This window comes from Calditerricola yamamurae (assembly GCF_054654135.1).
Genome location: NZ_BAAIFH010000006.1, coordinates 294,396 through 321,108 on the forward strand (window position 1 = coordinate 294,396; position 26,713 = coordinate 321,108).

Genomic DNA, 26,713 nt, shown 5'->3' on the forward strand with positions numbered 1-26,713 from the left:
GAATGGAGCGAAGGAGGGACAGCGTAAGATGGCAGGCCGTCACGAAAAGGACGTGGAGTACGTTGGCGATTCGCGGGTCATAAAACGGCGCGGCGGGCCCCTGACGCCGCCGGATTACACCGAGTTCCCCGGCAAAACCGAACCGTTTTACCCGAACTTCCTGCTGAAGGAATGGATGATCGCCGTCGTCAGTCTGGTGGCCTTTTTGGTGCTGACGATGGCCCACCCGTCCCCGCTGGAGGCGCCGGCCAATCCCAACGACACCAGCTACACGCCGCTGCCCGACTGGTACTTCTTCTTCCTGTACCAGCTCTTGAAGTATGAGTACACGTCGGGTCCGTACACCGTGGTCGGGACGATCCTCATTCCGGGCTTGGCCTTTGCGGCGCTGCTTCTGGCACCGTGGCTGGACCGCGGGCCGAAGCGCCGGCCGAAGGATCGTCCGGTGGCCACCAGTTTGATGCTGCTGGCGCTGGCCGCCATCGTGTTCCTGACCTGGGCCGCGGTGGACGAGCACCAGAAGCACATGGCCAGCCAAGGCGGCGGCAGCGGGGCGCCGACCGTGGAAGTCAGCCCGGACGCGCCGGAAGGCGAAAAGATTTGGGCCAAGCAAACGACCTGTCAGGGTTGCCACGGCGTGGATCTCAAGGGGAGCGGGTTTGCGCCTAGCCTGGAGCATGTCGGCAGCAATCTGTCGCAGGAACAGATCGTCGACATCATCAAGAACGGGAAAGGGCAAATGCCGCCTGGCCAGTTCCAAGGTTCTGAGGAGGAGCTTCAGAAGTTGGCCGAGTGGCTGGCTCAGAAGAAGTAACGCCGGTGTGAAGAAGGACGTGCACCAAACCGGTCGGGGTTTCCCCGGCCGGTTTTTTATCGAAAGGAGGAGAGGAATGGGATTGAGACAAGGGGACTGGCGAATGTGGTGGCCAGCGCTGGCGGCGCGGCGTGACGTGATGGCGTTCCTGGTGGGGGTCAACTTCCTGGGCACGCTATACGGCTACTATTGGTACCGCGAACAGCTGGCCGCAACACCGGTGGCGCTGTGGCCCTTCGTTCCCGACTCGCCGACGGCCAGTGCCGCCTTTACCCTAGTGCTGGCCATGGCGCTCGCCGGTCGCGCAAACGGTTGGGTGCACGCCTTTGCCGCGGTGACAATGGTCAAGTATGGGATCTGGGCCCCGGCGGTCATCCTGACCACGGGAGCCCTCGGGGGTCCGATCCCGTGGCAAAACTGGATGCTGGTCGCCTCGCACCTGGCCATGGCACTCGAAGCGCTTCTCTACGCGTTCCTCTACCGGATCAAGGGGTACCAGTGGTGGGGCGTGGCGGCGTGGACCTTATTGAACGACGCCGTCGACTACGGGCTGGACGTCCATCCGTGGATGGGTCCCACCTTGGAACCCTATGATCACCTCGTCGGGTGGGCGACGGTGGGGCTTTCGCTGCTTTCCATCGTCCTCGCCCGCAGCGTGGCGGCGGCGTGGTCCGGGGAAAGGGGGCGCGAAAACTGACCGGTCTATCCTTGTCCGTTCCCCCATAGAGTGTAGTGGCAGGGAGGGGGAGCGCGATGAGGGGTCTGGTGCGGATGTTATGCCTATGGCTTTTCCTGTGGGGGAGTGGGGCCGGGTTATGGCCGGGAGATGCATCCGGTGAGGAGGCCGTACAAGGCAATGCGGAGCGGCTGCTCAAGCACATTGAGCACTTGACGGTGCGCGTGGAACAGGCCGTCCGCCAGGAGCGGTGGGAGGAGGCGCGCGCGCACTATGCCGAACTGGCTGAAGCGGTGGTCGCGCTGACGCGCCGCTTGCCCGTTTCGGTGGAAGGGCTGCACGCCGTGTTGGCGGCCGTGCTGGAAGGAAAGCGCGCCTTTGCCCGGGTCCAGCCCGATCCCGAGGCCATGTTGCGCGATGCCCTTCGCGTGCGTCTGGCTGCCGACGCCCTGCTCCACCGCCAGCAGCCCCTGTGGAAGGAATACCGCGCAGAGGTAGAGACGCAGCTTCGCCAGCTACGCAGCGGGGCCGTTTCGGGAAACAACTGGCTGCAGGCGTACCGTCGCCTCGCCGAGATCTACACCATCGTGCGGCCTGCGGTGGTGATCCAGCAGCCCCCTGAAGACGTGGAAGCCCTCGACTCCCTCATTCGGGCCCTCGACCAATCCGCTCCCCACGTGGACCGGGCCGTGGTGTGGGAGTTCCACAACCGGATGGCCCGTCTCTTCGAATTGGCGCATGCCGCCTCGGCCTCACCGTGGATGGGCCCGTCGTCCATCTACGCCGTCGTGGCGGTGATGGCCGTTGTGGTGTTCACCGTGCTGGGCTATGTGGCCTGGTACCGCTATCGCTTGGAACGCCGCCCGTGACCGGCCATCAGCCCTCGATCGGCCGTTTGTATTCATCGAGGGTGAACCCTTTGCCGTGCACGTCGCGGACATCCTGGATGGCGACGAAGGCATACGGGTCCACCTGATGGACGAGCGCCTTCAGCCGCTGGACCTCGTTTCGGCTGACGACTACATAGAGGACGTCCCGTTCCGTCCCCGTGTAGCCGCCTTTGCCCTTGAGGAGCGTCGCACCCCGATCCATCTCATGCAGGATGCGGCGGGCGATGTCCGCCGTGGCGTCCGAGACGATGAGGGCTGCCTTGGCCGAGTAGGCTGCTTCCTGCACGAAGTCGATTACCCGGGTGGCGACAAAAACGGCCACCAGCGTGTACATGGCCTTCTCCCGCCCGATGTAGTACGCCGATGCGCCGATGACGAACAGGTCGAAGAGAAACATGGTTCTTCCCATCGTCCAGCCGAGGTACTTCTGCGCCAAACGGGCGAGAATGTCCACTCCTCCGGTGGTGCCGCCGTAGCGAAAGATCAGGCCCAAACCCAACCCGAGGGTGACGCCCGCGTACAGGGCGGCGAGAAGCAGATCGCCGTGCAGCGGCTGGCGAAAGTCTTTGAATACCCACAAGAAGACCGACACCGCGACTACCCCGTAGATGGTGTAGATCATGCTCGTGCGGCCGAGCACCTTCCACCCGATGAAGAAGAGGGGCACATTGAGGAGCAAGTTGACAAGGCCTGGATCAAACCCGAAGATGTAGTTGGCAAGGAGGGTGATCCCGGTAAACCCTCCTTCGGCCAACCCGTTGGCAATGGTGAAGTAGTTGAGGCCAAAGGAAAAGATGGCACAACCCACCGTGATGGCGAGAAGATTTTTCAACCGGATACGCACGGCACGTTCCCCCATGAATGTGAACGTTTGATAAGGAAACAGCCATTATTATAGCGGGGAAGCCTTCGCGGGGGCAAGGGCGCGGTGCGGCGTCGCGCCGCGCGTCCGGTGTTCGGTTGGGATGTGCTGCGGGACGGAAACGGTTTGTTTGCGCCGTTGACCTCTGGTAGGATGAAAAGAGAACGCCGGAAGCTCAATCGAGAAAGGATCGGAGCCATGAACGCCAAAACGCTACGCAAAATCCAGGAGGAAGTGGACGCATACATCGGCCAGTTCCGTGAGGGGTATTTCTCTCCCCTGGCCATGCTGGCCCGCATGGCCGAAGAAGTGGGGGAGCTGGCCCGCGAGGTGAACCACCAATACGGGGAAAAACCAAAGAAGAAAGACGAGCCCGAGGGCTCCATCGCCGAGGAGCTGGGCGACATTTTCTTCATCGTCGTCTGCTTCGCCAACGCCCTAGGCATCGATCTCGAGGACGCGTACACGCGCGTCATGGAAAAGTTCCGCACACGCGACCGCGACCGGTGGACGCCCAAAGAACCGCAACGGGGGGATGACCGATGACGGACAAGCCTATTCGCGTGGCCGTGGCCGGGGCAAAGGGACGGATGGGGCGCGAAGTGGTGAAGATGCTCGTGCAGGAACCCGATTTTTCGTTCGTCGTCGGCATCGACGCGCACCTCGACGGGGTGGATGTCGGGACGACTAACGGCCTGGGCGAACTGGGTGTCCCCTTCGTGCGCGACTTGGAACGCGCCCTCGATACGTACAGGCCCGATGTGCTCGTCGATTTCACCACGCCGGAGGTGGTGCGCCGTCACGTTGAGGCGGCCTTGGACCGTGGCGTGCGCCCAGTGGTCGGAACGACGGGCCTGAGCGAGACGGATGTCGAGGAGCTGGCGCGCCACGCCGAAATGCGTGGCGTGGGCGGCGTCATTGCCCCCAATTTTGCCATCGGGGCCGTGCTGATGATGAAGTTCGCGCAGATGGCCGCCAAGTACCTCCCCCACGTGGAGATCATCGAGCTGCATCATGACCAGAAGCTGGACGCACCTTCGGGGACGGCGCTCAAGACGGCCGAGGGCATTCAACGGGTGCGGGCGGAGTTTCGCCAGGGCCATCCCGACGAAAAAGAGCTGGTGGAAGGGGCGCGTGGGGCATACGTCGGCGGCTTCCGCATCCACAGCGTGCGGTTGCCGGGCCTCATCGCCCACCAGGAGGTGCTGTTTGGGGGAGAAGGCCAGCTCTTGACCATCCGCCACGACGCGCTGAGCCGCGCGTGCTTCATGCCGGGCGTGGCGCTGGCCATTCGCCGGGTCATGACGCTCGACCGCCTGGTGTACGGGCTGGAGCACCTGCTGGATTGAATTCGCGGAACCGGGAGGAACCAGAGGGTGCGCATCGCGCTGATTGCCCACGACCGAAAAAAGGACGAGCTGGTCAACTTCGTGTTGGCGTATCGCCACATTTTCGCCCGGCACACGCTGTACGCCACGGGCACGACCGGGAAGCGCATCGCGGACGAGGTGGGCCTCCCCGTGTACCGGTTCCGGTCGGGGCCCCTCGGCGGCGACCAGCAAATCGGCGCGTTGGTGGCCGAAAACCGCATCGACCTCGTGATCTTCTTCCGCGACCCGCTCACCGCCCAGCCTCACGAGCCGGACATCATGGCGCTGCTCCGGCTCTGTGACGTCTACGGCGTCCCGCTGGCCACCAATGCGGGGACGGCGGAGATCCTCGTGCGCAGCCTCGAACAGGGCGACTTCGCCTGGCGCCAGGTGGTCGAGCCCGGGTCGGCGCCGCCCGTTGACGTGCCAAACCCCTGCGGAAAGGATGAAAACGCGTGAAGGTGGACGTGCTGGCCTTCGGAGCGCATCCCGATGACGTGGAGATCGGGATGGGCGGGACGCTGGCCCTGTGCGCGCGCCGCGGCCTCGTGACGGCCATCTGCGACCTGACGCAGGCCGAGCTGTCATCGAACGGCACCGTGGAGACGCGGCGCGCCGAGGCACGCGAGGCGGCACGCCTGCTCGGCGTGGCCGTGCGGGAAAACGCGGGGCTTGCTGACCGCGGGTTTCGCGTCAACGAGGAGACGGTGGCCACGGTGACGGCGATCATCCGGCGCCTGAAGCCGCGGGTCGTGTTCGCGCCGTACGAAGAGGACCGCCATCCGGACCACCGGTTGTGCAGCCAGCTGGTGCAGGAAGCGGTGGCCAACGCCGCCCTGCGGCGATACGTGCCGCCGGGATGCTCGGAGGAGCCCCATCGGGTGGCGGCACTGTACTTTTACCTCATCCACGGCTACACCAAGCCGTCCTTCGTGGTGGACACCAGCGAAACCCAGGCCCTGAAGGAAAAGGCCCTCTTGGCCTATCGCAGCCAGTTTGTGGCCGATCCGGGACGGGTTGCCACCCCGCTCAACCAGGGTTTCCTCGACGCGCTCCGGGCGCGGGACCGCTGGTTTGGCCACTTGGCCGGCACCGCGTACGGGGAGGGGTTTGTCAGCACGGTGCCGGTGGTGGTCGATGTCGCGACGTGGAAGCGCGACCGCTAAAAAGGAGGGGAAGAGCGTTTGCGCATTGGGATCACCTGTTACCCGACCTTGGGCGGGTCGGGCGTGGTGGCCACCGAATTGGGCAAGCTGTTAGCCGAGCGCGGGCACGAGGTGCATTTCATCACGTCCAGTATGCCCTTTCGGTTGGGACAGTTTATGAAAAACATCTATTTCCATGAAGTGGATGTTGTCCAGTACGAGGTGTTCCGCCACCCGCCATACGACCTGGCCCTGGCGGCGCGCATGGCCCAGGTGGCCCGGCTGGTCGGGCTCGATCTCTTGCACGTCCACTACGCGGTCCCTCACGCCATCAGCGCGTACCTGGCCAAGCAAATGGTTGGGCCACAGCTCAAAGTGGTCACCACCCTGCACGGGACGGACATCACCGTGCTGGGCTACGACCGGACGATGAAATGCGTCATCCGCTTCGGGATTGAACAAAGCGACGCCGTCACTGCCGTATCGGACAGCCTGGTGGAGGAAACCCGGCGCCTCTTGAACGTGGACAAGCCGATTCGACGCATCTACAACTTCATCGACACGCGCGTCTATGACCGACGTGACGCGCGGGAACTGCGCCGGGAGTGGGCGCCGCGCGGCGAAGCCGTCCTCATCCACATCTCCAACTTTCGTCCCGTCAAGCGGCCGGTCGATGTCGTCGAGGTGTTCGCCCGCGTGCGGCGCGCCCTTCCGGCCAAGCTGGTCTTGATCGGGGAAGGTCCCCAGCTCCCCCTCGTCCAGGAACGGCTGGTGGCCGAAAACCTGCACCACGACGTGCTGTTCCTCGGCAAGCAGGCGGACGTGGCCCACCTGCTGTCGGCAGCGGACCTGCTGGTGCTGCCGTCGGAAAAGGAAAGCTTCGGCCTTGTCGCCCTGGAGGCCATGGCCTGCGGCGTGCCGGTCATCGCCACCCGCACCGGCGGGATCCCCGAGGTAGTGGTTGACGGGGAGTGCGGCCTGCTGTCGCCCATCGGCGACGTGGCCAAAATGGCCGCCGACGCGCTGGCGCTCCTGCGCGACCCGGAGCGCTACGCCCGTTTCAGCGCAAACGCCCGCCGGCGGGCGCGCGAACGCTTTGCCGCCGAGCAAATCTGCGACGAATATGAGGCGCTGTATCGCGAAGTGGTGGGCACGCAGGCCTAGCCGGTACCGGTTGCCGCGACGGCCGCACCGTCACACGCGCCGGAAACGCTTGAAGTTCTGGATCAGCTTGGAAAGCAGGACGAACAGCCCGAACGCCGTGCGCATGCCAACACCTCCCTCCTTTTCATTATCCTCAAGACAAGGGGCAGGTGTATACGTCCCGGCGCGCCGCAACGCCGCAGTTGACCCATGTCCCGCGGGGCAATGCGCACGGGACAGCGAACCTTAGTATGCGCAGGAAGGCGGGGATGGCCATGCAAACGGAAGTGGAAGCGGCCGGCCGCCGCGTGTTGCAGCGACTGGAAGAGTCCGGCCACGCGGCGTACTTCGTCGGCGGGTATGTGCGCGACCGCCTGCTCGGCCGCCCCATCCACGACATCGACATCGCCACCAGCGCCCGACCGGAAACGGTAATGGCCCTGTTTCCCGACAGCCTCCCCACCGGGATTCGCCACGGCACCGTGACGGTGCGCGTGGACGGCCATGCCTTTGAAGTAACCACGTTCCGCGTCGAACGGGGGTACAGCGACGCGCGGCATCCCGACGAAGTCGTCTTCGTCGACCGCATCGAAGAAGACCTGGCCCGGCGTGACTTCACCGTCAACGCCATGGCCCTCGACCGGCGCGGGCGTCTCGTCGACCCCTTCGGCGGTCGGGACGACCTGGCGGCACGGCGCATCCGCTGCGTCGGCGATCCGATGCGGCGGTTCGCCGAGGACGGCTTGCGCCTCGTGCGCGCCGTCCGCTTCGCCGTGCAGCTCGATTTCGCCATCGAGCCGCAGACATGGGAGGCGCTTCAGGCGTGCCGGGCCACCCTGCGTCCGGTGGCGCACGAGCGCATCGCCGACGAGCTCGACAAGATCATGGCCAGCCCGAACCCCGGACGCGGGTTTGTCCTCCTGTTTGAAAGCCAGCTGTTTGCCGCCGACGACCTGGCCCCATACCTGGCGCCGGAAGCATGGCCCGACCTGGCGGTGCTGGCGGTTCCGGAGGGTGTTGGGACGCGCTGGGCCCTGCTGGCCGTGCTGCTGGGGTGGACGGAGCAGGAGGCGGAATCCTTCGCCCGCGCCCTGCGCTTTTCGCGGGAGCGCATCGACGAGGTGACAACCCTCGTGGGGCAAGCGCGGCAGGCGTGCCCCGGCGAGGGCGCCACGCGCCACTGGCAGCAGCTCCTGCTCGCGCACGGCCTGTCGCGCTGCCTGGCGCTGGCCGACCTCTGCGCGGCGCGGGAGGCGGCGGGCCGTCCGGACGCCCTGGAGCGGGGGAGGGCGGCCGCCGCGCGCCTTCGCGAGCGGGTCCGCGCGATTTACGCCACCATGCCGGCACATAGCCTCAAGGATCTGGCCGTGGACGGGCGCGATCTGCTGGAGGCCATCGGACGTCCGCCCGGACCGTGGGTGGGCCGCCTGCTGCGCGAGCTGCTCACGCGCGTGGCCTGCGGCGAGCTGCCCAACGACAAGGAGCGCTTGCTCGAATACGCGAGGGAAAGAGGCGACGGCACATGATCAACGAGGAGCTCATCCGGCGGTTGAAGGCGGCGCGTGGACAGTTTGTGTCCGGCGAGGAGCTGAGCCGCGTGCTCGGCGTCTCGCGCACGGCCATCTGGAAGCACGTTGAGGAGCTCCGCCAGGCCGGCTACCGCGTGGAGGCGGTGCGCAAGGCGGGGTACCGTCTCGTCGCGGCGCCCGATCGCCTGTACCCGGTGGAGGTGCAGGACGGACTGAAGGCGACGCGTTTCGGGCGGGAGGTGGTCTACTTCGACGCCATCGCCTCGACGCAGATCGAGGCCCACCGCCGTGCCGAGGCGGGGGCGCCGGAAGGGTTGGTCGTCGCCGCCGACGTGCAGACGGGCGGACGGGGGCGCCTCGGGCGCACGTGGCATTCCCCGCCGGATGCGGGGATCTGGATGAGCCTGGTCCTGCGCCCGGAGGTGCCGCTGGCGCGCGTGCCGCAGCTGACGCTGGTGGCCGCCGTGTCCCTGGCCGACACCCTTGCCAAGCACACCGGATTGTCCGTGGGCATCAAATGGCCCAACGACCTCTTCGCGGGCGGCCGCAAGGTGTGCGGCATTCTCACCGAGTTGGCCGCCGAGGCCGACCGCGTCCATTTCGTCATCCTGGGCATCGGCCTCAACGTCAACCAGAAGGAGGAAGACTTTCCGCCGGAGCTGCGCGCGCGCGCCGGATCGCTGGCCATGGCCGCGGGGCGATCCTTCTCCCGCGTCGCCCTGGCCCAGCGGCTTCTCGAAGGGCTGGAAACCGATTACGACACCTACCTGCGCGAGGGTTTCGCCCCCTTCAAGCGCCGCTGGGAGGCGCGGGCCGTCTCCCTCGGCCGGCGCGTCGTCGCCCGCACGCCGGGCGGTGAATTCGTCGGCGTGGCCCGGGGCATCGACGACGACGGCGCCCTGCTGCTGGAACAGGGAAATGGGACGATTCGGAAAATTTACTCCGCCGATCTCGATCTCCATGCGTGAGGCGCCCCGTTTTGCTATACTAGAAGAAAGGCAGGCGGTATCCAGCGGGAACCGCACTGCGCGATGCGGTGAAGTTCCGGATGTTCAGGACGAAAACCGCATACCGTCTGCGCACATCTGCTCTGAGCCTGCAAAGGACCGAGACAGAGAAGCGCGGCGTGTGACCGTCCTTCTCCCGTTTCGGCGAGAAGGTTTTTTTGTCCTTGCCGGCCAGAGCGCCGAAGGAGGCGTTGCACCGTGAGCAGGATCACCATTCACACATTGAAAGCGCTTAAGCAGGAGAGGCGGCCGATCGTCATGGTGACGGCCTACGATTACCCCTCGGCGAAGCTCGTGGACGAAGCTGGCGTGGACGTCATCCTGGTCGGCGACTCGCTGGGCATGGTCGTGCTGGGCTATGACTCGACCATACCGGTCACGCTGGACGACATCGTCCACCACACGCGGGCCGTGGCCCGGGGTGCCAAGCGCGCCCTCATCGTCGCCGATATGCCGTTTCTGACGTACCACGGCACCCGCGAGGAGACGCTGAAGAATGCTGGCCGCCTGATTCAGGAAGGCCACGCCCACGCGGTGAAGATGGAGGGCGGGGAGGAAATCCTGCCCGCCGTGCGCGCCTGCGTGCAGGCCGGCATTCCCGTGATGGGGCACCTGGGCCTCACCCCGCAAGCCGTGCACCAGCTCGGCGGCTACAAGGTACAGGGAAAGGACGTCGCCTCGGCGCGCAAGATCGTCGAGGACGCCAAGCGGCTGGAGGAAGCCGGCGTTTTTGCCATCGTCTTAGAATGCGTGCCCGAGGCCCTGGCGCATCTGGTGACGGAGAAGGTCTCCGTGCCGACGATCGGCATCGGCGCCGGAGCGTCGTGTGACGGGCAGGTGCTGGTGTTTCACGACCTTGTGGGCTTTGCCAGCGACTTGAAACCGAAGTTTGTCAAACAGTATGCCGATATCGGCCAAACGATCCGGGCTGCGGTGGAGCGCTACGCCGACGAGGTGCGGCGGCGGGCCTTCCCCGGACCGGAGCACACCTTTGCCATGGCCGACGGCGTGCTGGAACGCCTGTACGGGGAGACGGTGCAATGAAGGTAGTCAAGCGGATTGACGAAGTCCGCGCCGCGGTGCAACGGGCGCGGGAAGCGGGAAAACGGATCGGTTTTGTCCCGACGATGGGCTACCTGCACGAAGGGCACCTTTCCCTCGTCGACCGCGCGCGGGAGATGACCGACTACGTCGTGATGAGCATCTTCGTCAACCCGCTGCAATTTGGTCCGAACGAGGACTACGACCGCTACCCGCGCGACCTGGAGCGGGATGAGCGGTTGGCGCGCCAGCGGGGAGTGGACCTGCTGTTTGCTCCCGACGTGGCGGAGATGTATCCCGAGCCGATCAAGACAAAGGTACACGTGGCTGACTTGAGCGCCCCCCTGTGCGGCGCGTCCCGCCCCGGTCACTTCGACGGCGTGGCGACGGTGGTGCTCAAGCTGTTCAATATCGTCCAGCCCGACTACGCCTTCTTCGGGCTGAAGGACGCGCAGCAGGTGGCGGTCGTTTCGCGGATGGTGCGCGACCTGAACATTCCGGTCACCATCGTGCCGTGCCCCATTGTGCGCGAGGCGGACGGGCTCGCCATGAGCTCGCGCAACGTGTACCTGTCGGCGGAGGAGCGCCGCCAGGCCGTCGTGCTGTACGAAAGCCTGCAGTGGGCAAAGGACGCCGTGGCCAGCGGCGTGCGCGACTGGGAGGCCCTCAAACGCGGCGTGCGCGAGCGGATCGCGCAAAAGCCGCTGGCGGACATTGACTACGTCGACATCCTGGCCTATCCCGATCTCGTTCCGCCGCGGGGCGTCCCGGGGGAACAGGTGCTGATCGCCGTGGCCGTGCGCTTCGGCCGCACGCGCCTTATTGACAACGCGCTCGTCACCCTCGACTGAGGGACGAAAGGGGGAACGCCGATGTTTCGCACGATGATGAAGGCAAAAATCCATCGCGCCACGGTGACGGAGGCCAACCTCAACTACGTCGGGAGCATCACCATCGACGCGGACATCCTCGACGCGGTGGACATCCTGCCCAACGAAAAAGTCCAGGTGGTGAACAACCACAACGGTGCGCGCTTTGAGACGTACGTGATTCCCGGCCCGCGCGGCAGCGGCGTCATCTGCCTGAACGGCGCGGCGGCCCGCCTGGTCCAGCCCGGAGACGTCATCATCATCATCTCCTATGCCCTCATGACCGACGAGGAAGCCCTCCGCCACCGCCCGCGCATTGCCATCATGGGCGAGGGCAACCGCATCGTCGAGCTGCTCGGTGCCGAGGAACACGCCATGGTCAGGTGATGCCCGCACGTCCTCACCGGCGCATGGTGTCCCCTTCCCGGGCAAAGACTGTGAACAAGAAGGGTTCCGGGAGGTGGGCCGTTTTGCTGTTGGACGCGTTTTTCGACGCCATGCTCGAGTCCCTGGCGCGCATCGAGCAGGCGTGGGCAACCGGCGACCCGGCCACGCGGGCCCGGCTGGCGGAGGACCTGGCCGCGCTGCGCGCGCTTCACGACCGCGTCATAGACCGGTGGCTTGAGGTGGAAGAGGCGCTGTGCTTGTTCGAGGGATCCATGCGCGGATCGGCCGCGCCCGCGGCGAAGGAGGCAGACGCGTCACCCCCGACCGCCGCGCTTCCGCATGCGGAAAAGGCGGGAGATGCGCCTCCTTCCGCCACGCCCCCCTCAAGTGGTTCCCCGGAGACGGCCGCCGGAGAGCCGCCGTGGTTTCGCCAGGGCCTCGGCTATTTCAATCTGTTCATGTTCGACAAGGCGGAAGTGTGTTTTCGCCGCGCCGTCGCCGAGCACCCCGGTGAGGCCGTGATCCGCCTCTTCCTGGCTTGCACGCTTTTATACAACGGCGCGTGGGCCGAAGCGGCCGAACGGTTTACAGAACTCCTCCAGGCGCCGGACGCCACGGTGCGGGCGGCGAGCTGGAACGGCCTGGGCTGTCTGGCCGGCATGCGCGGACAATTCCAGGAGGCGCGGGACTGCTTCCGTGAAGCCCTGCGCTGCCAGAACACGCCCGTTGTCCGCTACAACTTGGCCACCGCCTTGCTGCACTCCGGTTCCCCCGCGGAAGCCATCGCCTTGCTGCATCCGCTCGTGGAGGAGAACCCGCGCGATTGGGACGCCGCCGTGTTGCTCCTGCGGGCCTACCTGCGCGCGGGAAGACGGGAAGACGCGGAACGGCTCTGGTCGCGGCTCCTGGCCGGCCAGTCGCCGCCCGCGGTGCTCAAGCAGGTGGCCGCCTGCCTCGAAGCCAACGGGTGGTATGGCGCGGCGGCCGACTGCTACCGCGCAGCGCTGGCCTACAACCGGAAAGACGCCGAGGCCCTCCACGGGCTAGGATGGACGCTGTGGCTGGCCGGCCGCCCGGAGGGAATGGGCTATCTCCGCAAAGCCCTGTCGCTGGGGCGCCATCCCGACCACCAGTTTTCGTACGCCTGGGTGCTCCTGCACGGCGGTGACGACCGGGAAGCCGAGCGTGTCGTCCGCGGCATCCTCGACCGCCACCCCGACCACGTACTGGGCCTGTCCACGCTGGTGATCCTGCTCGCGCGCCGCGGCGAGCGCAAGAAGGCGCGCGTGCTGTGCGAAAAGTTGCGGGTCCAGCCCACGAGGACGGCACAGGCCCTGGGGTTCTACCACGCGGGGCATCTCGCCCTTACCGACGGCGCCTTTGCCGAGGCCGCCCGCTGCTTCGACCGGGCCGTGGCCCTCAATCCGGCGCTGGTGGAAGGCTATGTGTACCAGGGCCTGGCCCACCTCCTCAATCACGACGTCCCCGGGGCCCGCCGCGCATGGGAACAGTACCTCGCTTCCGTGCACGCTTCGGCCCCGCCACCTGCCACGCCGCCGGCATAATGCCGCTCCGGTCCGCCGGCAGAGGACGGCAACGGGACCATCTGCAGGGGGTGTCGCGCGTGAGGACGGTGGCACGCATCGTGGTGGTGCTGGTGACCATCGGGTGGTTGGTCGGCGGGTGGGCCTTGCCGGCCGCCTCGCCGCCGCGGCCCGCCGCCAAGCCGACGGTGGACTGGACGGGGCTGAAGGTTACCTTTTTGGCCATCGGGCAGGGCGAGGCGACGCTCCTCCAGTGGTCCAGCGGCGAGACGGCCCTGGTTGATACGGGGGCGGCCGAGGCGCGGGCACGCCTCTTTGCCCTGCTCGAGGAGGCGGGGGTCCGTCGCCTCGATTGGCTGATCCTCTCCAGCGACATGCCCGAAGCCGCCGGGAATGCCCAAGCGGTCCTCGACGCCTACCCCGTCGAAGCGCTGGTGTTTCCCGCCCTGACACGCCAGGTGGTCCTGCCGCCGCGCATCCCCGAAGGGATCCGCCTCGTGGCCCTCACCGCCGGGCAACGCCTGCACCTCAACCGCGGCACCATCCTGACCGCGCTTCATCCCCGCCCCCCGCTGTCCCTCTCCCCCCAAAATAACGCCCTGGTGTTCCGCCTTGCCTACGGCGACGTGCGCTTTCTGTTCACCGGCTCGATCAACGCCGAAGCGGAAGCGGCCATCCTCGCCGCCAATCCCGATCTGCGGTCCGCGGTCCTCAAGGTGAGCGACTGCGGCAGCGCGCAAGGGTCGCACCCCGACTTCCTGGCCGCGGTGGACCCCGAGGTGGCCATTGTGTTTTCCCGGGGCGAGGAGGGGGACTTCGGGCGGGAGGAGGTGCTGGAGCGCTTGTCGGACTCGTGGGCCGACATCTACCAGCCGTCCCGCCACGGTTCGGTTGCGGTCATCACCGACGGACTCCAGTATCAGGTTGTCCTTGTCGGTCTGCGTGCCGGACAGCAGGAATTGTCTCTGGAAAAGGAGAAAACACGGTAGGTGATACGGGATTCGCAACAAAGGAGGAACCGCCGGGTTGAAAACGTCCAAGATCTCCGACGCTGTGATCCGACGCCTGCCTGTCTACTTGCGCTACCTGACCTATCTGGACAGCCTGGGCATCAAAACCGTATCCTCGCAGGAGCTGGGCGAAAAACTGGGCATGAATCCGGCGCAAATCCGCAAAGACCTGGCTTATTTCGGCGAATTTGGACGCAAAGGCGTGGGCTATGAAGTCCCGTATCTCATCGAAAAGATCCGCCAGATTTTAAAACTGGACCGGCCGATTCCCCTTTGCCTGGTTGGTGCCGGCCATCTCGGCCACGCCCTGTGCCATTACACCATGTACCGCCAGGACAATATGCGCATTGTGGCTGTGTTTGACAACGATCCGGCCAAGATCGGCCAGGAGATCGGCGCACTGCGTATCCAACCCATCGAGGAACTGCCGGAAACGGTCAAGGCGAAGGGCATCCGCATCGGCATCATTGCCGTACCGGCCTATACCGCACAGGCCGTGGCGGATCGGTTGGTGGAAGCCGGGGTGGAGGCCATCCTCAATTTCGCGCCGATCAACCTGCGCGTCAGGGAAGGGGTGCGGGTGCACCACGCCGACGTGACCCTGGAGCTGCACAGCTTGGCCTATTATCTGCCCTAAGTTTCCAGTTTCGTTTCCGCATAGCGCGCGCGATCCCCTCCGAGACTACGGGTGAGAGGTGACGCGCGTGCATACGGTATGGAAAGGGTCCATCAGCTTCGGGCTGGTCAACATTCCCGTGCGCCTGTTCGCGGCCACAGAAGAGAAGGACATCCGCTTTCGCTACCTGCACAAGGCGTGTCACACGCCCATCGAATACGTACGCCGCTGCCCCCACTGCAACCAGGATGTCTCGTGGGACGACATCGTGCGCGGTTACGAGTACGAGCCGGGCAAGTTCGTCGTGCTCACCGAGGATGACTGGAACGCTGTGCAGCCCGAAGCGCGCAAAGCGATCGAGATCCTGGATTTTGTCGACCTGTCCGAAATCGACCCCGTTTACTTTCACAAGTCCTACTACCTTTCGCCGGGAGAAAATGGGGAGAAAGCCTACGCCCTCCTGCGGCGCGCCATGGCGGAAACGGGGAAAATCGCCATCGCCCGCGTCACGCTGCGCGCCAAGTCGTCGCTGTGCGCCGTGCGCGCCATTGCCGACGGGCTGATGCTCGAGACGCTCTTTTATCCGGATGAGGTGCGCAGCATTCGGCTCGTGCCCAATTTGCCGGTTGAGACCGATCTGGACGAGAAGGAAGTGCGTATGGCCGTTCAACTGGTGGAAAACCTGTCGGCCCCCTTTGAACCGGAGAAGTATACCGACACATACCGCGAGGCCCTGCGCGAGCGGATCGCCAAGAAGATCGAAGGAGAAGAGGTCAAGACGGCCCCAACCCCGCGCCCGGCCCCGGTAGTCGACCTGATGGCGGCGCTGCAAGCGTCGCTGGAGGCCACCGCAAAGGAGGCCGCCCCGGCAAAACGCACACCCCGCCGCCGAAAGAAGGCGACCGGATGACGGCACGCGGGTCGAAGCGGTCCCCCTCGGGTTCGGTGATGCCCTTTGCCCCCATGGAGCCGATCTTGAGCCCGGCGTTGCCGCGCGATCCGTCCTACGCGTTTCAGGTCAAATGGGACGGCGTGCGCCTGGTGGCGGATGTGGGGCCCGACGGCGTCCGCTTGTGGTCCAAAAACGGGCGGGACGTGACCGTCGCCTTTCCCGAGCTGGTGGCGGCCCTCAAGCCGTTGGGGAACCGGCGCCGCTGGCTTGACGGCGAAGCGATTGTGCTCGATCACGCGGGCCGATCCTCCTTCTCCGATGTGGTGCGCCGCATCCGGGTCCGCGACGCGGCGGCAGCGCAACAGTACGCCCGCACATGGCCGGCGTGCTACGCGGTGTTCGACTGCCTGCGCGACGGCGAGACGGTGCTGTTTGCCGAGGCGTGGGAGGCGCGCCAGGAATATTTACATAATCTTATTCCGGTAAACTCCCAAGCTCTGTTTGCGGTGGAAACCGTAAGGGACGGTGAGGCGCTGTGGAACCGCGTGCTCGCGCAGGGCGAGGAAGGGGTGGTGGCCAAGCGTCGCCAGGGCCGCTACGTGCCGGGGAAAACGCACGGCGACTGGCTAAAGGTGAAGGCCTGCCGCGAAGGGGTCTTTGCAATCGTCGGCCTGGCCGAATGGGCGGGCCGCGTCCGTTCCGTGCTTCTCGCCGAGCGCTCCGGCGATGGCACGTGGACGTACGTCGGCCGCGTGGCATCCGGACTCTCGGAAGAAGAGCGGCGGCTCCTGGCCGCCGGAACGGCCCACCTTGTCTCCGAACGTCCACCCTTCCGCGGGGCAGTGGACCGCCAGCGCGGGGAGCAGCTGCGCTGGCTTCTCCCGTATCTTGCCGCCCGCGTGCAATACCGCGAAAAGACGCCCGACGGCCGCCTGCGCCACCCCAAGCTGGTGGGATTTCTCGCCACGCCGCCCGACGGGTTGCGGGACGGGGAGAAACCATGAACGGCAACCGCATGCCCTCCGGCGGTGCACCGCCGGCGTCGGCCGCCGAGCTGGCCGGCCTGACGCTGACCAATCCGGACAAGCTGCTGTGGCCGGAGGTCGGGGTCACGAAGCGGGACTACCTGGCATACCTCTACGCCGTGGCCCAACCCCTGCTGGCCTACACGCGCAACCGCGCTCTCACGGTAATCCGCTATCCCGACGGCATTCACGGCAAATCCTTCTACCAGAAGAATGCGCCGGTCTTCGCGCCCCCCTGGATCCCGCGCCGGAGGGTGGGCAGTGTAAACGCCATCCTGCTCAATGACCTCCGTACGCTTCTTTGGCTCGGCAACCAGGCGGCCCTGGAATTTCACGTGTCCTTCCACGAAGTGGACGACCCCGAATACCCGCTGGAGCTGGCTTTTGATCTCGACCCTTCCGTCCCCGGATTTTCCGCCGTGGTCGAGACGGCATTCCGCCTCAAGGAGGAGACCGATCGCCTGGGCCTCCCGACGTACGTCAAGACATCGGGAGCCACCGGTCTCGCGGTATACATCCCCCTCCAGCGCCGATACACCTACGCCGAGACGCGACAGGTGGCCGCCTTTTTGGCCCATTACCTCGCCGAGCGATACCCGCGCCTCGTTACCGTCGAACGGCGCGTCCGCGATCGCGGCACCAAGGTTTATGTTGACTACCTCCAGCACGGACCCAGCCGCACCTTGCCTGCGCCGTATTCGCCGCGTGGTCGGACGAGGGCCATGGTGTCGGCGCCCGTGACGTGGGAGGAGCTGGCGCGCGGCGCCCAGCCCGCCGATTTTACGATCCAAACCGTGCCCGCGCGGCTCCGCCAAATGGGCGACCTCTTTGCCCCGGTGACGGCAGCCGCCGGACGCGCCGCCCTCGACGCCATCCTCGATTTTCTCCGGCGGCACCCTGTTGACCGGTAACCGTTGGGCGCACGCCGCAAACGCGCGACCGGGCACGGCCGCCGAACCTGTACCGCCGGGCCGGAAAGCCGGGCGGCGGCTTGACCGTCCCGCGAGGCTCTGGTTAAATAGGAATGCATGTCAAGGGGAAAGGGGATCCGCGGTGAACACCATCATCTATGGAGTCACGGTCATCACGGCCAATGCCGCCTTCGACGTAATCAAGGACGGCGCCGTGGCCTTCGAGGACGGCGTCATCACGTATGTCGGGCCCACCCCCGACGAGGAGGCGCGCGCGGCCTACGACGAGGCCATCGACGGCCGCGGCGGCGTGGTGCTGCCCGGCCTCATCAACACCCACGGCCACGCGGCGATGGCCCTCCTCCGCGGCTACGCCGACGACCTGCCGCTTCAGGCGTGGCTCGAGGAGAAGATGTGGCCCCTCGAAGCGCGCTTTACCGCCGAGCATGTGCGCTGGGGGAGCCTCCTGGCCATCGCCGAGATGCTGAAAACGGGAACGACCACCTTTGTCGATATGTACGACCACATGGACGAGGTGGCCCGCAACGTGGAGGAGACGGGCATCCGCGCTGTCCTGTGCCGCGGCGTGATCGGCCTGTGCCCCCGCGAGGTGCAGGTGGCCAAGCTGGAAGAGGCCAAAGCCTTCGCCCGCACGTATCGCGGCGCGGCGGGGGGGCGCATCACCACGATGATGGCCCCGCATGCCCCATACACGTGCCCGCCCGACTACATCCGGGAAATCGTCGACGCCGCCGCGGAGCTGGACGTGCCGGTGCATATCCACCTGTCCGAAACGGCGCGCGAGGTGGAGCAGAACGTCCGCGACTACGGCGTGCGTCCCGTGGAACACCTCCGCCGGCTCGGCGTCTTCGACCGGCCGACCCTCGTTGCCCATGCCGTGCATCTGACCGACGAGGAAATCGCCGTTCTGGCCGAGTACGATGTTAAGGTGTCCCACAATCCGGGCTCCAACCTCAAGCTGGCCAGCGGCATCGCCCCGGTGCCCAAACTGCTGGCCAGCGGGGTAACCGTGTCGCTGGGGACCGATAGCGCCGCCAGCAACAACAATCTGGACCTCTTTGAGGAGATGCGCCTGGCCGCCTTGATCCACAAGGGGCATACCCAAGATCCGCTGGCCGTGCCGGCGGTGGAGGCGCTGAAGATGGCAACGATCTACGGCGCCGATGCCGTTTTCCAGCGCGACCGGATTGGATCGCTGGAGGTGGGCAAGCGGGCGGACCTCGTCCTCCTGGACGCCCGGGAACCGCATTGGCATCCGCACTATGACCCGGTTTCCCACGTGGTGTACGCCGCCCGCTCGGCGGACGTGCGGCGGGTGTACGTGGACGGGCGGCTGGTGGTGGAAGACGGGATGTGCGTGACAATTGACGAGGAACGCGTCCGCTACGAAGCCGCCCGCCTGGCGACCGAACTGACGGGCCGGACGCTGTTCTAACCGCCCGGACGTGCCCGATCGCAGAAAAGACCCCGGACAAGCCGGGGTTCAGGGAGGGCAGGGGGAAGCGGTTATGGAACAACGGTCTGGGCGTCACGACAAGGACAGCCAGTCGGACAGGTGCAAGTTGCGAAAGGGGATGGGGTTGGGCTGACGGTACGGCGATTCCAGGTGCACCCACGAAGGGTGGCGCTCATCGAGGGAGAACACGAGGCGGGAGACATCCGGCACCGGAGGGGAGGGTGCGTACACGGGAGACACCTCCTTCGGTACGCCTAGGAATAGTATGAGGTGCGGTGGGGGCGGCGATGTGTGTCACTTTTCACCGCGGCACCCCGCATACGCCTTGGGCGCTTGGCATATTGATGGAACGAGAGGGAAAGGGCGATGGAGAGCAAGCTGGAAGTCCTGGCAACGGTGAAGGTGCAGGCGAGCGAGGACTTGTACAAAATCGTCGACGTGCTGAACCGCACGCTCAAAGAGCAAGACCTGATGTTCGGCTTGGCCAAGGATCGGCAGGATCCGGACAAAATGGTGTTCACCATCTACCGGACGTGACGGGAAACGCCGCGATGCGGCTCCCGCACGCCGCATCACCGGTCGTGCCCGATTCCCTTGGTCCTGCTGCGGGCCGGGAGGTGGCGGCGATGCGCTGGTCGGTTGGTACGATGCTCATGCTCCTGTTCCTGCTCGGCGCCGGATGCGCTCCGGCGGGCCCCGACGCCCGAACGGACGCGCAAACGTTCGGCCAGGACGAACGTGCCCGACTGGTCGCAGCGGTGGATCGCGCCCTCACCGACCCGCAGCCGTACCGCTTTGTGTTGAAAGTCATCCTCGGCGAAGACAAGCCGGTTTCCCCCGTGGGGAACGGCGACCCGGCGCGCTATTTCGTGGGCACGGTGACCGGCCGGGATTGGACGATCACGGGCCGCCTGCAATCCCAGACGTATCATCTGGTGTCCCGCGGCGGGATTCTGACGCTGCGCGTCAACGGACGGGATGTGGCCGTTCCGCCTGCACTGCACGGCCTGTTTTCACCGCGCGACCACCTGAGCTTGGTGCGCCGATACCTCGACCGGGCAACGCCGACGCACGACATGCAGACCAGCGGATCCGCCGTGCCGGCGATGCGCGTGGACGTGCCGCCGCCCGCCGTGGCGGCGCTCGTCGCCGCGCGCTGGGACCCGCCTTCCATGACCGCGGTGTCCTTGAGGAAGTGGAAGGCCGCGCCCGCGTCACGTACATCCTCGGCGTGGACCCGCACCGCGCGGGTGGCTGCATTGCTCGTGATCGTTCGGTTCGAGGATCAACCGCACCCGCTGCAGCACGTGCTGGGATACCGGTTTTTGGAGGGTTGAATCCGCTGCCGTGAGCACAAGGGGCATGGCCGTTGTCGCCACGCTGGTGGCGCTTATGGTTCTGGTGAGTTGGCACGTCGTCTCCCTCTACCGCACGCTGGCGGCTGAGGCCCACGAAGGGGTGACGCCCGCACTGTTGCAGAAGGTGGGCCAGGCCACGCCGCTGGTGCGCGTGTCGCACGTGGAGCGCTTTCACGGCCGCCAGGCGTTCCTGGCCCTCTACGGCACAGACCGGAACGGGAACGCGTGGGTGGCCTGGGTGCGACGCGACGGGGAAGGCCCGGTACATGCCGAGCGCATTGCCGCAGGGGTGAGCCGCGAGCACATCCGGGCGCAGGTTCTGGCCCAGGACCCGAAGGCCCGCGTCGGGCGCATCGTGTCGGGCATCGAGGAGGGGCGCCCGGTGTGGGAAGCCGCTTATGTCGACGCGGCCGGTCGCCAGCATTACGCCTACTTCGACTTCTATACCGGGGCACTGCTCAAAACCTATCGCTTGCTGAAGACGGCTTCGTAAGCCGTCTTTATTTATTTTTGCCTTTATTGACAGGAATATTATAATCAGATTCTATTTGGTGTTTGTTATACTTGGATTATGAAAACGTTCCGCCCCATTCAGGAAAAAGAGAAGGGGGAGAAACCGTGAAACCAACCCGACCGATCGTCGTGCTTGTTTCCCTGTTCGCAACGTTTGCCCTCCTCCTGACCGGGTGGTTCGGCTACGAGCGGTTGGCCGTGGAAGCGCCCATCCGTCAGGCGCTGGCGGGCGTTCCCCATATCCATGTGACCGGCGTGAACGTCACCCCGTCGGCCGTTGTCGTGGACGTGCAGCTTGACCCCGATGCCAATGCAGCCCGCACCTTTCACCAGCTGGACCAGACGCTGACGAAAGCCGCAGGCGGGCGCGAGGTGCTCATCCGCGTCGAGAACAAGCCGTCGCCGCTGGAAGAGATTTGGTATCGCGAATCCTTTGCCGTGCTGGAAGCGCTAGAGAAAGGCGAATACACGCGCATCCCGTCCGTCGCGGCAGCGTGGAAAGGGCGGTACCGCCTCGACCGCAGCGACGTCTTTTTGGATGAACGCCGGCTGTACATCGCGCTCAAACGGGACGACGAGGAGCTGGTTCTTGTGGTTCCGTACGGCGAGGCACCGGGGCGAAGGGAGGTCAGAACGTGAAAAGAGACGTGCTGTTCGGAGCGGCCCTGGGCGCCGGACTCTTCCTGGTAACCATCGGCTCCCGCGTGTGGCCCGCTCTCCTCGTGCTGGTCCTCGCCGGGGCATTTGTGTTCCTGGCGCGCGCGCAGGGGATGCCCTTCCCGCGCCGGGATGCGTCGTTCGCGCGGGCCTGTGAAGCGACCGATTTTGCGTTTGACCAGATCGGCGGGCAGGAGCACGCCAAGCGCGAACTGATGGAGGCACTGGAGTTTCTGCGCGACCCCGAGAAGGCGCAGCGCTACGGGATCCGGCCCCTCAAGGGCATCCTGCTGTACGGTCCGCCGGGGACGGGGAAGACGCTGCTGGCCAAAGCGGCGGCCGCCTACACCGACTCCGTCTTCGTCGCCGCCTCGGGATCCGATTTTATCCAAATGTATGTTGGCGTCGGCGCGCAGCGCGTGCGCGAGCTGTTTCGCCAGGTGCGTGCCCAAGCCAACGCGCGCAGGAAAACGAGCGGGATCATCTTCATTGACGAGATCGACGCCATCGGCGGCAAGCGCGAAGGCGGCCTCAATCGCGAATACGACCAGACGCTGAACCAGCTGCTTACCGAAATGGATGGGCTGAACGCGAACGAAAACCCGCGCATCCTCGTGATCGCGGCGACGAACCGCCTAGACATGCTCGATCCGGCCCTCCTCCGACCGGGGCGGTTTGACCGCCACATCGCCGTACCGCTGCCCGACCGCCGCGCCCGGGAGGCCATCCTTCGCCTCCACACACGAAACAAGCCGTTGGCCGACGATGTGGACCTGGTCCAGCTGGCCAAGGACACCTTCGGCTTCTCCGGCGCCCAGCTGGAAAGTGTGGCCAACGAGGCAGCCATCTACGCCCTGCGCGAGGACAGCCCCGTCATCACGCGTGCCCACTTTGCCAAAGCCGTGGATAAGGTGATGATGGGCGAGGTGCTCGACCGCGAGGCCAGCCGCGAGGAGAAGGAACGCGTGGCGGTTCACGAGATGGGCCACGCCCTGGTGAGCGAGGCGTTGCGGCCGGGTTCCGTGGCCCAGGTGGCGCTGGCGCCGCGCGGCCAGGCCCTCGGATATGTGCGCCAGACGCCACCCGACGACCGGTACCTGTACACGCGGTCCCAGCTGGAGGCGCGCATCATGGTCGCCCTCGCCGGGGCGGTGGCCGAGGAGCTGGAGTTCGGAGAGTACAGCACCGGCGCGCGGGGCGATTTTGACCAGGTGCAGGAGATGGTGCGCCAGATCATCGATCATGGCTTGTCCGATTTAGGGCTGGTCGATCGGGAAACGGCGGACAAAGCGGCCCTGCAGCGGGAGCACGAGGCCATTGTGCGCCACCTGTGGGCGCGCACGCGCGCGCTGCTGGAGGAACGTCGCGACGCACTGCGCAAGGGCGCGCAAATCCTGCTCGACGAGGAATGGCTCGACGGCGCGCGTTTGCGGACAATCCTCACTTCCCATTCGCCGCGCAACATGGTAAGCTAGTGGGGAAATCCACGGCTTGCTGTGTTGCGTTTGTTGTAAGAAACACGGTATACGCAGGAGGTTGGCGGTATGCGTCTGGCCAAGCGGGTTCAAGCCCTCTCGCCGTCCCCAACGCTGGCCATCACGGCTAAGGCCAAGGAACTGCGCGCCCAGGGGCACGACGTGATCGGCCTCGGCGCGGGGGAGCCGGACTTCAACACGCCCGAACACATCATCGTCGCGGCAGAGCGGGCCATGCGCGCCGGACACACCAAGTACACGGCGGCATCCGGTATCCCCGAGTTGCGCAAGGCCATCGCCGAAAAGTTGCGCGCGGACAACGGCCTCACCTACACACCGGACCAGGTGACGGTCACCGTCGGGGCCAAGCACGCCCTGTACAATATCTTCCAGGTACTGGTCGACCCGGGGGATGAAGTGATCGTTCCCATTCCGTACTGGGTCAGCTACCCGGAACAGGTGAAGCTGGCCGAGGGGGTGCCCGTGTTCGTGGAAGGAAAGGAGGAAAACGGGTTCAAGATCACCCCCGAACAGCTCGAGGCGGCCATCACCGACCGCACGCGGGCCGTGATCCTCAACTCGCCCTCCAACCCGACGGGGGCTGTGTATACGCGGGACGAGCTGGCCGCGTTGGCCGAGGTGTGCGTTCGCCGCGACATCTGGATCATCTCCGACGAGATCTATGAAAAGCTGATCTATGACGGCGAGCACGTTTCCATCGCCTCCCTCGGCCCCGAAGTGTACGCGCGGACGATCACCGTCAACGGCGTCTCCAAGCCCTACTCGATGACCGGCTGGCGTATCGGGTACGCCGCCGGGCCGCGCGAGGTGATCCGCGCGATGAACAACCTGTCATCCCACAGCACCTCCAACCCGACCACGCCGGCCCAGTACGCCGCGCTGGAGGCGATCACCGGGCCGCAGGACGCCCTCGAGGAAATGAAGCGGGCCTTCCGCCAGCGGCGCGACTGGCTCATCCCGGCGCTCAACGAGATCTCCGGCATCACCTGCCGGTGGCCGGCCGGCGCCTTTTACGCCTTCGCCAACGTGCGCGAGGCGTGCGAAGCGGGCGGCTTCGCCGATGCCGACGCGTGGGCCGAGGCGCTCCTGGAGGAGGAGAAGGTGGCCGTCGTGCCGGGTTCGGGCTTCGGATGCCCGCACCACATCCGCATCTCCTACGCCACATCGCTCGAGGCGCTCCAGGAAGCCGTCGCCCGCATCAAGCGGTTTGTCGCGCGGCATTCCGGATAATTGCCGGTCGGAGCCATCCGGCGAACGACCGGGCCACCACCGGGGCCACCCCGATCGGGGCCCCGGTGGTTGCGTTTTGGGCAACCGGCGCCGTCGTTTGACGGTCAAACGGGCCGTTCAGTATAATGGGTAACGGCTTTTGGGATACGCCAGAAGCGGAGGGAACACAGGTGAAGGCAACGATCTCGCAGGTAAGCCGCCACGTCGGACAAGCCGTCACCATCGGGTGCTGGCTTTACAACAAACGCTCCAGCGGCAAGATCCAGTTTTTGCAGCTGCGTGACGGAACGGGCGTTATCCAAGGCGTTCTGGTCAAAAACGAGGTTCCCGAATCGGTGTGGGAAGCGGCCAACCGCCTGACCCAGGAGAGCTCCCTGTACGTAACGGGCACGGTGCGGGAGGACGCGCGCGCGCCCGGCGGATACGAGTTGGCCGTCCAGGATATCCGCATCATTCAGATCGCCGAGCCGTACCCGATCGCCCTGAAGGAGCACGGCGTTGACTTTTTGATGGACCACCGCCATCTGTGGATCCGCACGCCGCGCCAAAACGCCATCTTGCGCATCCGGGCCGAGGTCTTCCGCGCCGCCCAGGAATGGCTGAACCAGCACGGCTTTGTGCGCATGGACGCGCCCATCCTCACGCCCACCTCGGCCGAGGGCACAACGACGCTGTTTCACACCAAGTACTTCGACGAAGACGCGTACCTGTCGCAGAGCGGCCAGCTCTATGCCGAGGCAGGAGCCATGGCCCTAGGCCGCGTCTACACCCTGGGCCCCACGTTCCGCGCCGAAAAGTCGAAAACCCGCCGCCACCTGATCGAGTTCTGGATGCTGGAACCGGAGGCGGCCTTCGTGGAGCACGAGGAAAATCTGGAGATTCAGGAGCAGCTCGTGTCCCACATCGTCCAGTCGGTGCTGAAAAACTGCGCCCGGGAGTTGGCCACGTTAGGCCGGGACACGGCGAAGCTGGAGAAGGTGGTCCCGCCGTTCCCGCGCATGACATACGATGAGGCCATCGCCTTCCTGCAGAAGCAGGGCCATGCCATTGAGTGGGGCGAGGACTTCGGCGCGCCGGAGGAGACGGCCCTCGCCGAAGCCCACGACAAGCCGGTGTTCATCACCCACTACCCGGCGAAGATCAAGGCCTTCTACATGCAGCCGGACCCCAACCGCCCCGAGGTGGTGCTGTGCGCCGACCTGATCGCCCCCGAAGGCTACGGCGAAATCATCGGCGGCAGCCAGCGCATCCACGATCCGGAACTTCTCAAGCAGCGCTTTGCCGAGCACGGCCTGTCCATGGAGGCCTACGGCTGGTACCTTGACCTGCGCCGCTACGGAACTGTGCCCCATTCCGGGTTTGGCCTAGGCATGGAGCGGACCATTGCCTGGATCTGCGGCCTTGAGCACGTGCGCGAGGCCATCCCGTTCCCGCGCATGCTGTACCGGCTGCACCCGTAAGTGAGAACCGCCAACGAATACCGGAGGGGAGAGCTGTGGACGCGTGGGTCGCCCGCCTGTGGCAGGAGCCGGTCACCGTCCTGCCGCACGCGCTGCTCCGGTACTACAGCAAGCTGGGCATTCGCGACGACGAAATGATGTTTCTGATCCACCTGATTGCCTTCCGTGCCGAAGGAAAAGCGTTTCCCTCGGTGCGGGAGCTGGAAGCGCGCATGTCGGCCGACGCCACGCAGATCCTGTCGATGGTGCAGCGTCTCGTCCAGCAGGGGGTGCTGGCGGTGGAAGAGGGGACCGACGAGCAGGGGCTGCCCATGGAACGCTTTGACCTCTCGCCGCTGTATCGCCGGCTTGCCGAACTGTGGGCTGAGGAACAGCGGGAGGCCCTCCGCCTCCCGCAAAACGAGCCCACCGATCTCTACAGCCTGTTTGAGAAGGAATTCGGCCGCCCCTTGTCGCCCCTCGAATGCGAGGCCATCACCCTGTGGCTGGAAGAGGACGGTTACAGCGAAGAGCTGGTGCGGGCCGCCCTGCGCGAGGCGGTGTACTGCGGAAAGCGCAACTTCCGGTACATCGACCGCATCCTCCTGGAGTGGCACAAAAACGGCATCCGTACGGCGGCAGAAGCCCGCGCCTACGCCCAGCGCTTCCGTGAACGGAAGGAAAAGCGGTCGCCGCTGCACACGCCGACGCAGAAGACGGAGGAGGAAGAGCCCTTTACCTTTTACAACTGGTTGGAAGAGGATCCCGTCAGCGCGAAATGACATGCCGCCCCCGGCGGCGTGTCATGCTGA

Annotated in this window: 30 protein-coding genes; 28 read left to right on the plus strand and 2 right to left on the minus strand. The window is 65.8% G+C overall.

What is annotated here, in order from left to right; translation table 11 throughout:
* Nucleotides 1–28: 28 nt before the first annotated feature.
* The 3 genes from ACYQ0Z_RS07795 (at nucleotide 29) to ACYQ0Z_RS07805 (ending at nucleotide 2,359) form a co-directional block, all read left to right on the plus strand.
* Entirely contained in the window at nucleotides 29–814 is a 786-nt protein-coding gene (locus tag ACYQ0Z_RS07795) for a c-type cytochrome (RefSeq protein WP_459866327.1), read from the plus strand.
* Between the two features lie 103 nt (nucleotides 815–917).
* On the plus strand, nucleotides 918–1,511 hold the full coding sequence (locus ACYQ0Z_RS07800) for a DUF1405 domain-containing protein (protein WP_459866330.1): 594 nt from the start codon (nucleotides 918–920) through the stop codon (nucleotides 1,509–1,511).
* 56 nt (nucleotides 1,512–1,567) lie between these two features.
* Nucleotides 1,568–2,359 (plus strand): sporulation protein YpjB, encoded by a 792-nt coding sequence (locus ACYQ0Z_RS07805; RefSeq protein WP_459866333.1) that lies wholly within the window; start codon nucleotides 1,568–1,570, stop codon nucleotides 2,357–2,359.
* A 7-nt stretch (nucleotides 2,360–2,366) separates the two neighbouring features.
* On the opposite strand, the gene ACYQ0Z_RS07810 is transcribed toward ACYQ0Z_RS07805, so the two are convergent.
* Nucleotides 2,367–3,239 (minus strand): YitT family protein, encoded by an 873-nt coding sequence (locus ACYQ0Z_RS07810; RefSeq protein ID WP_459866336.1) that lies wholly within the window; start codon nucleotides 3,237–3,239, stop codon nucleotides 2,367–2,369.
* A gap of 201 nt (nucleotides 3,240–3,440) precedes the next feature.
* Between ACYQ0Z_RS07810 and ACYQ0Z_RS07815 the strand changes: the two genes are divergently transcribed.
* The 17 genes from ACYQ0Z_RS07815 (at nucleotide 3,441) to ACYQ0Z_RS07895 (ending at nucleotide 19,187) form a co-directional block, all read left to right on the plus strand.
* Nucleotides 3,441–3,788 carry a nucleotide pyrophosphohydrolase gene (locus ACYQ0Z_RS07815; RefSeq protein ID WP_459866339.1) on the plus strand — a complete coding sequence of 116 codons (348 nt, stop codon included), beginning with the start codon at nucleotides 3,441–3,443 and terminating at the stop codon, nucleotides 3,786–3,788.
* Entirely contained in the window at nucleotides 3,785–4,591 is an 807-nt protein-coding gene (gene dapB, locus ACYQ0Z_RS07820) for a 4-hydroxy-tetrahydrodipicolinate reductase (RefSeq protein WP_459866342.1), read from the plus strand. The genes ACYQ0Z_RS07815 and dapB overlap by 4 nt, the downstream gene beginning before the upstream one ends.
* Nucleotides 4,592–4,618: 27 nt before the next feature.
* On the plus strand, nucleotides 4,619–5,071 hold the full coding sequence (mgsA, locus tag ACYQ0Z_RS07825) for a methylglyoxal synthase (protein ID WP_459866345.1): 453 nt from the start codon (nucleotides 4,619–4,621) through the stop codon (nucleotides 5,069–5,071).
* Nucleotides 5,068–5,778 (plus strand): bacillithiol biosynthesis deacetylase BshB1, encoded by a 711-nt coding sequence (gene bshB1 / locus ACYQ0Z_RS07830; protein ID WP_459866348.1) that lies wholly within the window; start codon nucleotides 5,068–5,070, stop codon nucleotides 5,776–5,778. Before mgsA ends, bshB1 begins: the two co-directional genes overlap by 4 nt.
* Nucleotides 5,779–5,796: 18 nt before the next feature.
* Nucleotides 5,797–6,921, plus strand: a complete 1,125-nt coding sequence (gene bshA, locus ACYQ0Z_RS07835) for an N-acetyl-alpha-D-glucosaminyl L-malate synthase BshA (protein WP_459866351.1) — start codon at nucleotides 5,797–5,799, stop codon at nucleotides 6,919–6,921.
* Nucleotides 6,922–7,169: 248 nt separating this feature from the next.
* Entirely contained in the window at nucleotides 7,170–8,426 is a 1,257-nt protein-coding gene (locus ACYQ0Z_RS07840; RefSeq protein WP_459866354.1) for a CCA tRNA nucleotidyltransferase, read from the plus strand.
* Entirely contained in the window at nucleotides 8,423–9,397 is a 975-nt protein-coding gene (locus tag ACYQ0Z_RS07845; RefSeq protein WP_459866357.1) for a biotin--[acetyl-CoA-carboxylase] ligase, read from the plus strand. The genes ACYQ0Z_RS07840 and ACYQ0Z_RS07845 overlap by 4 nt, the downstream gene beginning before the upstream one ends.
* Before the next feature lie 237 nt (nucleotides 9,398–9,634).
* Entirely contained in the window at nucleotides 9,635–10,480 is an 846-nt protein-coding gene (gene panB, locus ACYQ0Z_RS07850; protein ID WP_459866360.1) for a 3-methyl-2-oxobutanoate hydroxymethyltransferase, read from the plus strand.
* Nucleotides 10,477–11,328: a pantoate--beta-alanine ligase gene (gene panC / locus ACYQ0Z_RS07855; RefSeq protein ID WP_459866363.1), complete on the plus strand. Its 852-nt coding sequence runs from the start codon at nucleotides 10,477–10,479 to the stop codon at nucleotides 11,326–11,328. The genes panB and panC overlap by 4 nt, the downstream gene beginning before the upstream one ends.
* A gap of 21 nt (nucleotides 11,329–11,349) precedes the next feature.
* The gene (panD, locus tag ACYQ0Z_RS07860; protein ID WP_459866366.1) at nucleotides 11,350–11,733 is read left to right on the plus strand and encodes an aspartate 1-decarboxylase; all 384 of its coding nucleotides are present in this window, start codon (nucleotides 11,350–11,352) and stop codon (nucleotides 11,731–11,733) included.
* Nucleotides 11,734–11,816: 83 nt separating this feature from the next.
* Nucleotides 11,817–13,298: a tetratricopeptide repeat protein gene (locus ACYQ0Z_RS07865; protein ID WP_459866369.1), complete on the plus strand. Its 1,482-nt coding sequence runs from the start codon at nucleotides 11,817–11,819 to the stop codon at nucleotides 13,296–13,298.
* Nucleotides 13,299–13,357: 59 nt separating this feature from the next.
* The gene (locus ACYQ0Z_RS07870; protein WP_459866372.1) at nucleotides 13,358–14,266 is read left to right on the plus strand and encodes a ComEC/Rec2 family competence protein; all 909 of its coding nucleotides are present in this window, start codon (nucleotides 13,358–13,360) and stop codon (nucleotides 14,264–14,266) included.
* A 37-nt stretch (nucleotides 14,267–14,303) separates the two neighbouring features.
* Nucleotides 14,304–14,924 carry a redox-sensing transcriptional repressor Rex gene (locus tag ACYQ0Z_RS07875; RefSeq protein WP_459866375.1) on the plus strand — a complete coding sequence of 207 codons (621 nt, stop codon included), beginning with the start codon at nucleotides 14,304–14,306 and terminating at the stop codon, nucleotides 14,922–14,924.
* A gap of 67 nt (nucleotides 14,925–14,991) precedes the next feature.
* Entirely contained in the window at nucleotides 14,992–15,813 is an 822-nt protein-coding gene (gene ku / locus ACYQ0Z_RS07880; RefSeq protein WP_459866378.1) for a non-homologous end joining protein Ku, read from the plus strand.
* A complete protein-coding gene (locus ACYQ0Z_RS07885) occupies nucleotides 15,810–16,799 on the plus strand; it encodes an ATP-dependent DNA ligase (RefSeq protein ID WP_459866381.1) in 990 nt (329 codons plus the stop codon). The genes ku and ACYQ0Z_RS07885 overlap by 4 nt, the downstream gene beginning before the upstream one ends.
* A complete protein-coding gene (gene ligD, locus ACYQ0Z_RS07890; RefSeq protein ID WP_459866384.1) occupies nucleotides 16,796–17,731 on the plus strand; it encodes a non-homologous end-joining DNA ligase in 936 nt (311 codons plus the stop codon). The genes ACYQ0Z_RS07885 and ligD overlap by 4 nt, the downstream gene beginning before the upstream one ends.
* A gap of 142 nt (nucleotides 17,732–17,873) precedes the next feature.
* Entirely contained in the window at nucleotides 17,874–19,187 is a 1,314-nt protein-coding gene (locus tag ACYQ0Z_RS07895) for an amidohydrolase (RefSeq protein ID WP_459866387.1), read from the plus strand.
* Between the two features lie 93 nt (nucleotides 19,188–19,280).
* Here ACYQ0Z_RS07895 and ACYQ0Z_RS07900 read toward each other — a convergent pair whose 3' ends face one another.
* Nucleotides 19,281–19,439: a hypothetical protein gene (locus tag ACYQ0Z_RS07900; protein WP_459866390.1), complete on the minus strand. Its 159-nt coding sequence runs from the start codon at nucleotides 19,437–19,439 to the stop codon at nucleotides 19,281–19,283.
* Between the two features lie 135 nt (nucleotides 19,440–19,574).
* Here ACYQ0Z_RS07900 and ACYQ0Z_RS07905 point away from each other — a divergent pair, with 135 nt between their 5' ends.
* The 8 genes from ACYQ0Z_RS07905 to ACYQ0Z_RS07940 all read left to right on the plus strand — a co-directional run bounded on the left by ACYQ0Z_RS07905 (nucleotide 19,575) and on the right by ACYQ0Z_RS07940 (nucleotide 26,683).
* A complete protein-coding gene (locus tag ACYQ0Z_RS07905; protein ID WP_083463080.1) occupies nucleotides 19,575–19,745 on the plus strand; it encodes a YpmA family protein in 171 nt (56 codons plus the stop codon).
* Nucleotides 19,746–19,759: 14 nt separating this feature from the next.
* On the plus strand, nucleotides 19,760–20,545 hold the full coding sequence (locus tag ACYQ0Z_RS07910) for a hypothetical protein (protein ID WP_459866393.1): 786 nt from the start codon (nucleotides 19,760–19,762) through the stop codon (nucleotides 20,543–20,545).
* Between the two features lie 25 nt (nucleotides 20,546–20,570).
* Complete coding sequence (locus tag ACYQ0Z_RS07915) at nucleotides 20,571–21,059, plus strand: cell wall elongation regulator TseB-like domain-containing protein (protein ID WP_459866396.1); 489 nt, start codon at nucleotides 20,571–20,573, stop codon at nucleotides 21,057–21,059.
* Between the two features lie 125 nt (nucleotides 21,060–21,184).
* Nucleotides 21,185–21,718, plus strand: a complete 534-nt coding sequence (locus tag ACYQ0Z_RS07920) for a hypothetical protein (protein ID WP_459866399.1) — start codon at nucleotides 21,185–21,187, stop codon at nucleotides 21,716–21,718.
* Nucleotides 21,715–23,211, plus strand: a complete 1,497-nt coding sequence (locus ACYQ0Z_RS07925; RefSeq protein ID WP_459866402.1) for an AAA family ATPase — start codon at nucleotides 21,715–21,717, stop codon at nucleotides 23,209–23,211. Before ACYQ0Z_RS07920 ends, ACYQ0Z_RS07925 begins: the two co-directional genes overlap by 4 nt.
* Nucleotides 23,212–23,280: 69 nt before the next feature.
* Nucleotides 23,281–24,462, plus strand: a complete 1,182-nt coding sequence (locus ACYQ0Z_RS07930; RefSeq protein ID WP_459866405.1) for a pyridoxal phosphate-dependent aminotransferase — start codon at nucleotides 23,281–23,283, stop codon at nucleotides 24,460–24,462.
* A gap of 125 nt (nucleotides 24,463–24,587) precedes the next feature.
* Nucleotides 24,588–25,922, plus strand: coding sequence for an asparagine--tRNA ligase (asnS, locus tag ACYQ0Z_RS07935; protein WP_459866408.1), 1,335 nt, complete (start codon nucleotides 24,588–24,590; stop codon nucleotides 25,920–25,922).
* 35 nt (nucleotides 25,923–25,957) lie between these two features.
* Nucleotides 25,958–26,683 (plus strand): DnaD domain protein, encoded by a 726-nt coding sequence (locus tag ACYQ0Z_RS07940; protein ID WP_459866411.1) that lies wholly within the window; start codon nucleotides 25,958–25,960, stop codon nucleotides 26,681–26,683.
* The last annotated feature ends 30 nt before the right edge of the window (nucleotides 26,684–26,713 follow it).